The organism is Neorhizobium petrolearium, assembly GCF_017873175.1.
Classification (GTDB): Bacteria; Pseudomonadota; Alphaproteobacteria; order Rhizobiales; family Rhizobiaceae; genus Neorhizobium; species Neorhizobium petrolearium.
On sequence record NZ_JAGGJW010000019.1, the window covers coordinates 1 to 14,151 of the forward strand.

Annotated in this window: 6 protein-coding genes and 1 pseudogene; 4 read left to right on the top strand and 3 right to left on the bottom strand. The window is 59.3% G+C overall.

Annotated features, from left to right (window positions below):
- The 4 genes and pseudogenes from J2046_RS34470 to J2046_RS34265 form a co-directional block, all read left to right on the top strand.
- Positions 1-95: pseudogene (locus J2046_RS34470) on the top strand (IS5 family transposase); the annotation flags it as partial.
- Between the two features lie 208 nt (positions 96-303).
- Positions 304-2,073, top strand: coding sequence for a hypothetical protein (locus tag J2046_RS28500; protein WP_210057566.1), 1,770 nt, complete (start codon positions 304-306; stop codon positions 2,071-2,073).
- Positions 2,074-2,075: 2 nt separating this feature from the next.
- Positions 2,076-3,617 carry a hypothetical protein gene (locus J2046_RS28505; RefSeq protein ID WP_210057568.1) on the top strand — a complete coding sequence of 514 codons (1,542 nt, stop codon included), beginning with the start codon at positions 2,076-2,078 and terminating at the stop codon, positions 3,615-3,617.
- Positions 3,614-9,073 (top strand): FtsK/SpoIIIE domain-containing protein, encoded by a 5,460-nt coding sequence (locus J2046_RS34265; RefSeq protein WP_210057570.1) that lies wholly within the window; start codon positions 3,614-3,616, stop codon positions 9,071-9,073. Before J2046_RS28505 ends, J2046_RS34265 begins: the two co-directional genes overlap by 4 nt.
- 13 nt (positions 9,074-9,086) lie before the next feature.
- On the opposite strand, the gene J2046_RS28515 is transcribed toward J2046_RS34265, so the two are convergent.
- From J2046_RS28515 to J2046_RS28525, 3 genes are read right to left on the bottom strand one after another with little or no spacing between them, the layout of a single operon-like run.
- Entirely contained in the window at positions 9,087-9,926 is an 840-nt protein-coding gene (locus J2046_RS28515) for a phosphoadenosine phosphosulfate reductase family protein (RefSeq protein ID WP_210057572.1), read from the bottom strand.
- Complete coding sequence (locus tag J2046_RS28520; RefSeq protein WP_210057574.1) at positions 9,923-13,231, bottom strand: hypothetical protein; 3,309 nt, start codon at positions 13,229-13,231, stop codon at positions 9,923-9,925. Before J2046_RS28520 ends, J2046_RS28515 begins: the two co-directional genes overlap by 4 nt.
- Positions 13,228-14,151, bottom strand: coding sequence for a DUF4007 family protein (locus J2046_RS28525; protein WP_210057576.1), 924 nt, complete (start codon positions 14,149-14,151; stop codon positions 13,228-13,230). Before J2046_RS28525 ends, J2046_RS28520 begins: the two co-directional genes overlap by 4 nt.

Genomic DNA, 14,151 nt, shown 5'->3' on the forward strand with positions numbered 1-14,151 from the left:
CGACCCGATACGACAAGACACGAAAATCCTTCTCGGCATTCCTCGCCCTGGCAGCCGCAAAGATATGGCTGCCATACTTTGTCAACAGGACCTAGGCCGCCGGAACCCCAGCTTTCACTTTCTCCAATTAAGAACAGCCACCTCAGACGGGTTAAACACCATTGCTAAATAAGTTGATCGAATCAGTTCTTCGTCTACAACTTAGCCGGAAACTCGGGGGCGGAGCTTTTGTCGGAAACACCTTCTACTCATGCGTGGATACGGTTTTTAAGGAACTACGGGCCGATACCCACCAATGACAATATGTATGACGAGACGATCCAGCGCGCGCTCCGACGTCATAAGATCCGGCCGATCACGCTCCCCGCGCCGCTTCGCGACGAACTCGTTGAAAATTTTCGCGGCCCCTCCCCAGGGTCATACATCATCACCGGTACAGCAGGTGATGGAAAAACATATCATTGCCGAGAAGTCTGGATCGAACTCGGCGGCGACGCGAACCTCTGGAACCTGGGCGACAAGGTTCAGCGTTTGGACCTTGGCGACGGCCGCTTACTTGTCGTCGTCAAAGATTTGAGCGAACTGCGCGATGACGAAAGTGCGTCGCTTATCGCAGAATTCTCGGCCGATATCGCGAACCCAGCCGCCTCAACATCCTACCTCCTTGCCGCCAATCACGGGCAGCTCCTCGAGAAATTCAAATCGGCGCCGAAGACGCCTGAGATCGAACGGGCCAGCCAGGTTGTCGAAGACCTCTTGGTAACCGGGGTGACGAACGACGCGGGAATTCGTCTCGAACTGAGAGACCTCAGTCGATCTCCGGCGGCCCAGATGGTGACGGCGATCATCGAGGCGATGACCGAGCATGAAGGTTGGCAGGGGTGCGACAGCTGCTCCGTGCGCAGCGACGGCGCAATCTGTCCCATCTTCGAAAATCGCCGTCGGCTCATAGGCGTCGGCGAAGAGGATCCATTCAAAAGGCGACTAGCGGCGATCATTGAACTCAGCGAGCGTAACGGGAGCCATTTTCCGGTGCGTCAACTCCTGGCCCTGATCGCCAACAGTCTCCTCGGCCATCCCGAGGCCCGGGACGGCTTGATGACATGCGCCGACGTGCCTGCGCTTCAGGACGCCGGACACCTCGATCTTGCGAGCATCTACCGCAACATTTTTGGCGAAAATCTGAAGCCAAGCAGGGCCGAGAAGACGGAGCTTTTCCGTAAGCTCAATGCGTTCGGGATCGGTGCGGAAACGAGCAACCGGGTTGATAATCTGCTCGTCTATGGCGCTGATGATCCGGCCTTCAAAGCCGACTACGATGAACTTGTCGTCTCGGATCCTGTGTACGGGGCGACGGCCGCCTTCACCAGTGCTCAACGCACATACCTCGAGGGCGCTGATCCTAATGAACGCACCGCTTTCCTTGGAGCGCTTCGCGCACAACGGCAGCGCCTGTTTTTTATGATGCCGGAGCCCAAGCTCGACGAGTACGATCTCTGGGACCTCAGCGTGTTTCGTTACGCGGGCCTGTACCTCGAAACGGCGCAAAAAATTTCCAGCGGACAAACCGCTCCCCGGCAGGCGGTCAGTATGATTGTCCGCGGGCTGAATCGTATCTTCACGGGGATGTTGGTTCAGAACCAGGATGAGCTTGTGCTTGCGACGTCTGGCAGCTTTTCGCAGTCGAAGCGCAGTCCGCTGCTCGATGAAATCATCTCCGTGCCTCGAGCGAGCGGTGAAGAGGTCAGCGTTGTCTCGGACAAAGCCGGCCGAAACTTCGGAGTCTCGGTCAAGCTGGTACGCGGTGGCGAAATTCCTCCTGTGTTCCTGGCATTGTCGCCGACTAGGTTCGAGTTCCTCGGGCGCGTCGCCGAGGGTGCCCTCCCCAGCAGTTTTTCGCTTGAGTGCCACGAAGATCTACTGGCCTTCAAAGCCCGGCTGCTGCGGGAGACCGAAAACCGCCGCAAGCTCGATGGCGATGACGTGACCGCAGACGGAGAACTCGTTCTGCGGTTTATCGACATCAATTCCGATGGCCGCGCTCAGCCGCGACGCGTGATCGTGCGAGTATGACAATGGAATTTCTTGATCGCCCTACCCAGTTCGAAGAACGCGCCGGTCCTGCCTATTGGATCGACGAAGCGATCTGGGGACATCGCCTTCATGACGAGCAGTCACCGTGGCTAACGTTTCTCGAGTTTCTGACGGTGCTCCTGTCGGAGCACCGTGAAGGGCGCGCACTCAGCGAGGAGGTGTATAACAGTCTCTCGTATAAGCCACAGCTTCAGCTACGTCTGCGCAACCTCGTGTTCAACAATCCGCATGTTATGACGGTTCGCGCCGAAGCGGGATCAGACGATGCGGCTTGGTCGCTTTGGCTCGATAAAATGGCGGAAACGGCAGGCGGCATCGACAAGCCTGATTTCAAGTATCTTCGCGATCGCTTCGAAACGTTCGACGATTTCGCGGCCGTCTTGAGCTTCCTTCAAGGCTCAGCGATTGAGGGGTCGAGCAACAAGCGGTGGAGCTCCAAATTCGTCTTCCCGTTTGGGCCGCATTCTCTGTTCGAAGACGTCAACGTCAAGCCAAACGGTAGCGTCTCGAACGATCGCCGCTTTTTTGCCCGCACCGGCGAAATCCTCTATCTCATGTTAAGCAGGAGCAAACACGCTGACGAGCTTCGCGCCTTGCTGACCTCTCGTTTTCTGGATCAACCGGCACCCTATGATGCGATGGCGCGCGCGCTCCAGGGAGACATCCAGCTCGCCAAGGCAGAACGTGGGGGCGCCTATCTGCCATGTTCGCGGCATCCTGTCTTCGATCGAATGGCGCAAGATTGGCTTTCGATCCTGAAGTTGCCCATTCCCGGCCACGACGCAATCCCGCACCTTGTGACCACTGCTGGTCTCAATTTGCTTCTTTATCAACTCGATCGGGCAAGAGAGCTGCTTGATCGTTCTCCTGTCGAACTCGTTTGCGAAATCGTCTCGCCCAAAAAGTCCGTTGTGCGGGATCTGTCGGCCGACTCCTATCAACACAACAACATGCTGCCGCAACTGGCGATCGAGCGATTTATCATGCGCATTGCCGAGACGCCGGCCTGGACGGCCGCCGTTGCATCTGACGAACCCGTCTTGAGGGCCAGTGACCTGATGCAGCGCGAGTTTGGATGGCCGGACGGGGACGAAGACGACACCGTCGGCGATCCGAAGGATCTGCTTGACGAGCTGCTCAGGAAGGCCACTACCCGTCACAAGCAGCACGTGGGCAAGATTCATGCGACGTGGTCGCGGGCAATCGGACTGTCGTCACGTCGATCGAGCAGGCGCGTGCGCTACGCACCGACCGATCGGTTGCTGAAGACCCTCGTCGTCGCCTGCGTGGATAACAGGCTCGAATTCAAAGATTTCCTGGCGTGCTTGCATCATCGGTACGGGATCGTCATCGGGGATGCGCAGGCACGATCATTTGTCGATGCCGGGACCGCGGACCAGGAAGACTTTTCGGACAATGCCCATCGCCTTGAAGAACGATTGGCAAGCCTGGGTCTGCTGAGACGCCTATCCGACAGCTGCGCCTACGTCGAAAACCCATTCCAGAGAGCGATAGCCGAGTGAACCCCTCTGATCTCATTGGCGCCGCCGGCGCGACATCGATCCGTTTGCGTCTTGACGCGCTCTCGCCGGAAGATGGAATGGCGCGATATCTTCTTGATCGTCTGACCGGCGAGCAGGTCGCCGCAATCACCCAGGCGTTGCTCACCGATGCGAAAGCCACTGAGCTTCTGAACATTGCGTTGCCGCGCAGCCTGGTTTCACCGTTCGGACTTCCGGACAGTGTGATGACGGACGAGCGGATGGTAGCGATCCGGCATGCCGACTACGACCGTCCCGCACTTCTCTTCGCCAACACGGATGAGGACCAAGGTGCCTCTCTCGGGGATGTGACCCTGATTGGCGCGAAACAGCTGACGGAGGAGCCGGGGCCTTGGGTCGAGGCCGCCGCCGCGGGTCTTGGTCTGAGCGAGGGCCAGGTCGCGACTTGGATGGCTGCGTTGAAGGGGCTGACCGCGGCCGATGACTGGACGCTCCACCAGATTGCAACCTATGTCGCGATGACCCGCACGCGCATCGAAACCGATGCGGTGCCTGTCACGGACGCATTGGGGTGGGCATTGTCGGCGTTGCGCCTGCCGCGCGACAGCGGTTACTTCCTGGGGCTTGGCGAACGCGAACGCGAAGTCCCGCGTCGGTGGAAAAAGCTGTTCGAAAAGCTCGTCGCCGAGCGCAAGCCTTTGATGGTCAAGCAGCGTCCCAATCGCCAGCTTATCGAAAATGACGAGTTGAGAGAGCAGTTCGCGGAGGTGCGGGACGATATCCCGGCGGAGGTCCATTCGGCCATCGAGGCTTTCATTGAGGCTGCGCCAGGGTGGGGCCCACAAGCAGAAGCGCTCAGCCTGTTCGAATGGGAGGCCGAGAGTGTTCTTCAGCTGTTTTCCGGGATTAAGCTGAAGAAAACCTCGCTCGCCCAAGAGACAATCAATTTCTTCGAGTTCACGTTTCCCGACCGACTGAGCCCAGCCGACAACGAATACCTCCGCGCTCTCAAGGGGCGGTCGCTGAAGGAGACGCGGGAGGATGATCGCGAGTTTTTCGAGGCTCACAGGGATGATCTGGCGCAAGACAAGGCTCTCAGGGTCAAGTGGGAGCGCTTCGTCTTCGGTCGCCCGATCGAGTGCACAGATTTCCTTGAGGGCCTGCTGCGAGTCATCGAACGTCTCTTTGGCCAAGTGAACCTCGGAGGTGGGCCCCGTAAACTGAGCATTAAGTCGGCCAGGCGATCGCGTAACCAGTGGCTCGACCTCAATGCCGACGTTGGCCTGTATTTCGGCCTGCGCTACAGAGGGTTGCCCGCGCTTCTCGGCGCAGCCGTCGAATGGGACGTACCCCATCTCTTCAGCTACGAAGAACTGCTCGATCGCGCAAAAGCACGTCAGAAAAAGTACCGGCGAAACGAGTCGACGGCGCGAAGTGCCTTGCAGATCAAATTCGATGTGGCGCTAACAGCAGGACGGGAGCGGGCAACCGTTCAGCTCGTGTGGACCGGCCAGCCATCAGCCATCGGCCTGGAACTGCCGAAAGATCTCGGTCGCCTCATCAAGCGCCCGTTTGGGCGCAGCAGCGTTGCGCGTCTCTCGGTTAGTCGAAAGGGTGCCCTCCAGTCGGTTTCTCTGAGCGATACGGGAACGCTGCAACCAGCCTTCGGGCAGGATGCCGGAACGCTTATTCCGCGCACGAGCACCGGAATCGACCTTGCGAAGCTCTTCCCAAAACTCTTGAAGGAGGCGAAGGAGGCAGGCCGGATCACACAGGCGGGCGCTGACGACATTGCTGCGGCGTGGAAGCAATTCGCCACCATATATGCGGACGCACTTACATCACTGCAGTCGTCCGGGTACGCGTCTGCCACCCTCATCGCGCAGGCTGACGCCTACGGCGCCCTGCTGAACAGTTTGGCCAGAAATGCCATAGGTGATCTTAACCGCCGCGATATCTGGGAGCCGGTGCTGCGGATCGGGACGATCGAAGTCCTCGGCAGCGCGCCCTCAGCCATTGTCGCGCCTTGGCATCCACTGCGCTTGGCTGGTGTCGCGGCCAAAATGCGATCGGTGACAGGCTTGGCCGATTACCTGTTGTCGGATGTCGATGTGAACTTCGGCGACCCGCGTCTGTTTTTCAGCGATCTACGCGACGAACTCAACCATCCTCTCTATCCTGAAGTGGCCGTCGGCTATGACGGCAGCGAACCTGTCCTGCTCACGGAAACAAGCACAGTCAACGACTACAGTCTGATCGAGCGGCCGGTCCGAGATCCATCCGAGGCGACCACGGATGTCGATCCCTCCGAGGCCGCAAGACAGATCCGCGCTCTGCTCGAACGCTATCTCGACCTGCAGCCGCATGAGCGGTCGAATCTCAGCATCATGCTCTACAATTGCGATGCGGCCGGGTTGCCGCTCGCAACCGTGAGCGCGCTAAGTTCGGTGCAGGACCAGGAAGAAGTTCATTGCAATGTGCTGGTCCGCCATCGCGACCGGGCCCGCTTGTCTGGAGTCTACACCGAGCTGCTTGAACGATCGGAAAACGATCCCGACGCGGTTGTGGTCAGCGAGACATCGCGGAATTTCATGTCGAAGCTGCGCATCGGCGTCATGCTCGACGTCGCGGGCGGATCAAAATCGGGCGGAGCACGCGAGATAGACGTGGCATTCCTGCACGACGTTGTGTCCCGTCAAGCGCGCGAACAGTGGTTTTCGGTTCCGGCCTTGACGGATAACCCTACCTTGCTGGAACACGTGCCCGCGCGCTGGTCGTACCGGCGCGTCACTGCCGAAGACGAACTCAAGGCGACGAGCTACTTAACCTGCCCGCGTCAGCCAAATGCTGGCTGGGCCTATATCGATGCCGTTGCAAACGTTATTCGACGCCAATCGCACGGCCCGGACGAACATTATCTCCCGGCTCGCCAAATCTCGTTTCAGGATGGCGGCCTGAAGGGGATGTTCGACGAGGTGCATAAACTGGCGGAGTGGGTCGCCACCTATGACGATCTTCTCGACAAGCGGCAGCTTGCTGCCCAAGGGATCAACGTGATCCGGTATCGTCGCCAACGCACGCACGGCCGCAACATGGTTGTGTCGTCGACATCGGAGCTGCGAATACTTCACGTGCTGGTCAAGCGGCGGCTTGCGGAACTCTCCTTGGGTCTTGACGACGACCGCCTTGCGGGTCTCGCGCGGCGAATGATCGAAGACGCCAATGCTATATCGGGCGATATCGTACTGCGGGCAGCCAAACGGGGTGTCTCGGCCGGCGAGCTAATCGGTCTGGTGCTGAGCCGGGCGCTGGTCGAACAAGAGCTTGGTGAGCGCGCAGCCGTTGCCTGGTTCCTCCTCGATGATTATGCGGAATGGCTGGGACAGAAGGAAGAGGGCATCGCTGACATCCTTGGCATCAGCCTCTCGACAGGTGAGGATGGTCTTCCGAAGCTGAGGGCAATCGTGACCGAAGCGAAATACGTCGACCAATCCGGTTTAGCTGAGGCGAGTCGGAAGTCACGCAGTCAGTTGCGACAGACGGTCGCCCGGATCGATGACGCGCTGTTTGGCGATCCCGGACGCCTCGATCGCGACCTCTGGCTTTCCCGGATCTCCGATTTGCTGCTGGACGGGACAGCAGCCTTGGGTCAGGCAAATCTTCTCGAACGCGTTCGTGACGGCATTCGCCGGGGCGCTGTCCCGATAGATTTGCGCGGCTACTCGCATATTTTCATTTCCGGCCCGGCTACGGACGGCAGTTCGCCGGGAGAGCAGGATGAGTTGCCGGAAATTCAGATGGGGCTCCAGGAAACGTTCACGCGCGAGGGGCTTCGCAAACTGATCAAGGCTTACGAGGCGAAACAGAGCCTGACCGAACTTCGCGGCCAGCTTGGCGAAAAGCATACGTGGAACTCGGTCAGTTATCGTCACCCGGCGCCGCGGGTCGATTGGACGAAGACTATCAAAGAAGAGCATTCGATTACGGGGAGCGAAAAGCCTATCAGCCATGACTATGATCAAGATGACGACGAGGGCGATCCCGAAGGCGGAATTGTTATTGAGGCCGTAGAACCGGGCACAAACGGCAATGGTTCGGTCGCCGTGAGCGGCGACGACGGCGGTCTGTCCGGCGGGGAAATCACCCCCGCCCCAGCTCCGAACCAAACCAAAGACCGGCCAACCATCTCACTACCTTCTTTGACGAACACGCAACCGGGTGCTTCTGCGTTGCCGAGCGGCGGCACGGCTGCTCCGACGCCCGACAAATTTCCTCGCGCCGGCGCCGAGAAGGGCATTGCCGCTCTCATCGAAGCTCGCGCTCAGAAAGCTCGCGAAAACTCGGCAGATGAACGTGAGTGGCTGGACAGCACCGCACAAAAGCTGCGCTCCGCACTGCTCGGCTACAATCTCCAAGCCAAGATCGTCGGGACGCGCCTAACCCCAAACGCCGCACTCATCCGTTTCATGGGGTCGGATCGTCTGCGCGTTGAAGACATCGAAGCGAAACAATCATCCCTGCTGACGACGCATGGGCTTAGGTTGATCTCGATTTCACCATTGCCGGGCGAGATCGTCGTCGGCGTAGCGCGGCCTCAGCGACAGGTGGTTTCTCTTTGGGATGTTTGGGGCCGACGGGAAATTAATCGCAATGCCGCGGGCGTGAGCACGTCCTTCGTGCTCGGCTTGAAGGAACTTGACGGCGATATCCTCTATCTGAACCTTGGTGGCCCTTTCGCCGGCGGACAACAGCATGAGCCCCACACGCTCGTCGCGGGCGCAACGGGGTCTGGGAAATCCGTGCTGATCCAAGCACTCCTCCTCGATATCGCTGCGACCAACTCCAGTGATCTGGCGCACATCCACCTGATCGACCCGAAGATGGGTGTCGACTATGCGGCAATCGAGCGGCTACCGCATCTGCAGGGCGGGGTGATTGTCGACCAAACGCGGGCGGTTGAAGTCATGGAGGGTCTCGTCACAGAGATGGAGCGCCGCTATGAGCTTTTCCGGTCCAAGGGAGCTCGAGACATTCGAGCATTCAACTCCAAAGTCGACACTGCTGAGCGGCTGCCATACGTCTTCCTGGTCCATGACGAGTTTGCGGAATGGATGCTGACAGAAGATTACAAATCCGCCGTGACATCCAACGTTTCGCGCTTGGGGGTGAAGGCGCGCGCCGCCGGCATGCATCTGATCTTCGCTGCGCAACGGCCCGATGCCAATGTCATGCCAATGCAGCTACGCGACAACCTCGGCAACAGATTGATTTTGAAGGTTGCAAGCGTCGGGACATCCGAAATCGCGCTCGGCGTGAAGGGAGCGGAACAGCTCTTGGGGCTCGGCCACCTTGCGGCAAGGCTGAGCGGTGAGCCGGCAATCATATATGCCCAGGCGCCGTTCCTGTCCGATGACGATATAGACGCCGCGGTTGACGCAATTCTGGCCAGTGACGCCGTTAGTGGTCCGGCTGACTAAGCCGGCCGGGGGATTACTTGTGGCAGACGACGCAGCTAGCGGCTGCTTCGTCGAGCCCGTAGACGTCGTCGATCGTCTCCGAAGTTCTGCCGGATAGCGGATTGATCCGCCGGCCGCGCCGCAGTCGCTCCCGGCGTTTCTCGTAGTCTGACTTGATCTGTTCGACCCGTTCGGGCGAGATCAATTCCGTGAGGCTTTCGCCCTGGCTCCACGTGAAGGGCGAGCCGTCTCGCAACGCGGTCTTTTCATAATCGACGGCCTCGGCAAAGCGATCCGGATGATGTTCGGCGAGCCGAACCCATTCGATCTTTTGCTGATAGAAGCAGAATGTGCAGCCAGACCGCGAACGCCATTGATAGTAGGCCGGCTCACCGACGTCGGACTGCTCAAGTATCTCAATGACACCGGTCCGATCGACGCCTGCTTCACGAAGCGGAAGATGGACCCGCATGTTGGGGTGTGTGGCTTGATAGCCCTCGCGGCTTGGCTCATCGGCTCGGATGGCGACGTAGGAGTGGACGATCGTCCCGCTTTCCAGATCCTTTTGCAGCCAATGCTCCAGCGGCCGGAGTTTCAGCTGTCGCGTGCACCAGCGGGTGCGGGGTGAGGGGAGAAAATTGCCGTACTCGTCCAACCAGAAATCGAAATCGCGATCGGGGTTAAGCCGCTGGATCGGCCGGCCCAAAAAGCCTTCGAGCTTATCGAGGAAACTATAGACCTCAGGCAGTTCCTTACCGGTATCCGTGAAGAAATACTCGATCGGCAGCTCTGGATGATGCTGCCGCATGTAAACGGCGAGCGCGGCGCTGTCGCGCCCGCCCGAGAGCCCGAGGATATGACGTTCCCCACTCATTGCCTGCTAACCTCATCTTCGCCATCGGCTGCCATCATCGCGACCGCACGCGCCAGTGCAGCAAGCTGCAGTCGTCCACTCTTCTTTTCTGATCTGAGAGAAGCCACCAGGCGATCAGCGATCCCCGCGGCGGCCACTTTTTCGCTTTCGCTCAGTTCGAAGCTGCGCATCAACGGCGGCGTTTTCGGGTCGAGGCCGACTACAAGTGCAAGGGCCTCGGTTTGGGAGCGTCGATCTCGCACGATCGCCAGAGCCTCAAGCTCCCGGAAACGGCGCCCGTATCGCGCAATTTCCGTCAGCGCTTCCTGCCGGTCTCTGTCCGACCAGTTCCGGGCGGGGCGGTGCAGCAAAACGCTGACAGTGCTCTCGATGTCGCCTTTCCCCAGCTCCATCGCTGCGACGCGATCTGCAAAGGCGTCGAAATTGTAATCGTTCGTCAGGCCTTTCAGCAGCGATGCGCGTTCCGCAATTCCAGCGAAACTCGCGGCGTCGATGCCGAGGGCCTTTGCAAGTGCCAGACGCAACTCTTCGAGCAGTGCCGGATAGCTCGCTTCGGCCGCTTCAAGGGCATGGTAGACGGTCCCCGGGGCGAGCTTTTCACCGAGAGCAGCCGGGAGATCGTCAAACAAGAGACGCTCGGGATCGTCTGCCTTCATCACGATCCCGCGGATTTTCACGGCCAAAGGATCAAGGTGGGTCGTACGCTTTGCGAACTGCGAGAGCTCTTCAAAACGCTGAAAGAGAGCTGCGGCAACGGGCAATGACGCCCCGTGATGGTCGACGCCGAGCAGCTGCGCGAGCCCACTGAGAAACGCGGTTTCGCGCACGGACCGGTCGATCCGCCTCAAACGGAAGAGGCCGGGCTTCTGCAAAAGCTTGTCGACGACGACGTCATCGATTGCTGTTTGATAGACCCCGTCGATATAGACGGCGACGCTCTCGCGCTTGGCAAGCATGTAGGCAAGCGCCAACACCGGCATGACACCGGCTTTGATGCCATAGGGCGGCCGAGCCCACTCCGCATAGACAGCATCGAGAGGCTTTTCGCCCGCAAGATCGATTACCTCCCACGCAGGCCGAAGCGATCCTCCCTCTTGGCTATCGTCCGGCTCTGAAAAACCAAACACGCCGGCCTTGATCTCTCTGTGCAGTCCGAACGGTCGAAGCAAGGTAAGATAGAGGCCGAGCTCTGCAGGATACTGGGTCATTCCCAGCCGCTCATCTGCATACGAGTTGACCATTGCATGAGCCAGTTCGCGCAAAGCCGCCATCGAGTTCGATGATGGTTTGTCGCGCTGGAGCAACTCGCTTTTGATGATCGGCGCCTTCGAGAAACCGGCGTCGGCGAGCGCGCTTGCAACGACCGTCAGCGGTGCGCGAACGGCTTGACTTGGCTGAGGCGCCAGGTACCAGCTTGCATTCTCGAACGCCGTTTCGAGCGCCCGATGAAGCTGATCGATACAGTGGGATTGTCTCGCGGCAATCTCCCGCCTCGCTATCCGATCGCCCTCCAGCTGCGGGTGCTCACGGAAAACGCGTTCGACCGCCAACAACTCTGCGGCAGTTGACCGGAGGGCAAAGCTGTCATTTGCCCCGCCTACGGCAATCACACGCTCCTCAATCGCCAGCGCTTTGGCGGTTTTCTGCGCTAGTTGATTGACTGATTTCGTCGTCAAAGAACCGTCGCCGAGGAGCAATAGCAAAAGGCCGCTGCCATGAAGCGGGCGGGCCAAAATGCCGCTCGTCAAAGACTCGATCGTGTCGTTTGGGCCAACGACTTGCAGCGCTATCTCAAAAGTCCTCAGCGCGCCTTTCTGAAAATAGTGGCGTTTAGCCGTGGCAAAGCCCAGGCCGACGCGACGCGGAATATCCGCCAGTTCAAGTGAATCCGCCGGTTGGATAGCGCGGCTGACGGCTTCCTCAAGATCGAAATCGCTACCGGCAAACAGCGCGTATCCGCCAAGGCGTGGCTGCCGGATCAGAATAGCCCAATCGAGGAGATCCTTGATCGCTCCGCTGATCGCTTTCATTGCGAAGCCGGGTACCGACGCACTTAAAAAGTCGTCTGCGAGCACGACGCCAGACCCGTTCCGGAAAAACTCGATGATCGCGGCAGCTTTCGTCAATGCGACGTGCAGACCAGTTCCTTTGACACCGGCCCGCTCGATTGCTTCGAATGCGAGGCTGAAGCGATTACCGTCCACACCTGCGGTAAGGGCCATTCCGAAGTTAGCCGCAAGATAATCCCAGAGCATCGCGGGACTGTAAGTCCCGCCCTCCAGATCGGTTGTCTCCAGAAACTCTTTGAAACCGAAGGGCTCAGCCGAACTCAAGAAGCCAAAGACGCTTCGCTCATTTTGGGCAAAGCGCGCTCTCGAGATCGGTCCGAGCAGAAGTGCGCTCACCGGGTTAAGGGGCCATGTCTGCGCAAGCGCTTCCGCCAGCACATCAACGTCTGTCGGACGGCGTTTGGCGACCGCTTCAGCAACAGTGCGGGCGCCGGACGCGTCGCGATCCGGGCCCTCAGCGGCGATCGCCCGGCCGAGCAGCGCAACTGTTTCGTCTGCGCCCGAAAGAAATGCGATGTCCTGGTAGCGGCCCTGGACCTTACGCCATTCCTGGCGCGCGTCGCGCGAAGCGCGCGCTGTGTATTGGTCGAACGACTGGTGGAGAATGCCAATGACGACCAAGCGGCCGCTGCTGCGAGACGCATGCTCGGCGAGATCCTGAAGCAGATGGACGTCGCCGCCCTCGAGTGCTTCGTGCTCAAGTAGCTTGCCGAGTTCGTCGAGAATGAGGAGGATTCCGCTCGACGCGCCTTCGCCACCGGCGATCAAAGCCTTAATAAGGCGATCATCACTTGCTGCGAACTGTGACGCGGTATCCTGCGACCAACCAAGCGCGTTGCGTGCGGCTTCAACGATTGCGTCGCGGAGCCGTGTCCGGCTTCCGGTAACGGCGACGACTTTCCAAGCGCCGCTGGTTTCCGGGAACGCCTGGTTGAACAGGGTCGAAAGAGGTTCCCCCGCGATGTCTCGAGCAATATTCCGGTTCTTCTTCGTGCCGGCCACGAGGTTCGCAAGCAGCAAGGCAGCACTCGACTTGCCGCCGCCATAAGGACCGGTCCAAGTGTAAGCGCCTTGATGGTGGTCCCGCTGGCTCTCACCAAGAGTACGCAGAGATTTCGCGACGCTTGCCTGCAAGACGTATCCGACCAATGGCGGCGTGCCGTTCAGGTCCGCATCGAGCCGGGCCGATCGCGCGAAACGGCGATCAATGGAAACTATACTGGAAAGCTTGCTCATGCTGCGATCTGACGGTCGAGTTTGCGTGGGTAAGCGAGAGAAAGAACCGTCGTCGGATCGAACTCGAACGTGCGCTGGATCTGGCGAAGACCGGCCGTGTCGACCCATTGCCAAGCGCCTGCCGTCAGATCGTCAAGCCGCATCAGCCGGGAAACCACGCTGTCTTCGTCGAGTTTGAAAACGCGGCCTGGTGACCCTGTTCCATAACAAATCTGTTCAGCCGTTAATGTGGTCGCGCCACCGGAGCGTTCCCAGAACTGACCAAGCGCGCAAGCGAAAACGGCGTCATGGAGGCCTGGCTTGGGACCGCGAACAAACTCGTACCAGCCGCCAAGCCGAGCTTCCCGGATTAACGCAAGCTCGGCTAACAGAGGCTCTGCTGCGTCTTCGTTGAGAGTATCCGGGCGCCGCACATAGCTGCGCAAGAAAACCTCGATATCGCGCTTGAGTGTTCCGCGCGTTGCCCGCCATCCATTGCTCTCAACCAATGCCATGAGCTGGTCGAGCAACATAGCCGGATCAAACTCGATCGCGTTGAGCAAATTGAACGCATAGTAGGCAGTTGTTGTCATCGAAGGCGTGCTGGCCATATGCCAATGAGCGAGCCAAATCGTCGATGATTGCTCGAGGTAGGGATCGAGACCATCATCGGAGAGAATGGCCCGACCAAGCCCGGTTGGTGAAATCATGCGTTCAGCTTCGGCAAAGAACCCCGAAGCAAGCGCCCAATAGCGCATCGAGACGGCCATATTGCGCCCGACGCCGAAACGGGTTATTGCATCTTGTTCCTGAAATGTTCTCGAATCGGCTCCGTCGCCGATTGCATCGAAGGCTTTCTTCAGCCACAGCAGCCGGAGCGGGAACGTTTCGTGCCCCGCAAACTGCCCTCTCGAATCGATCTTTATCGTCGCGTGTCCCAT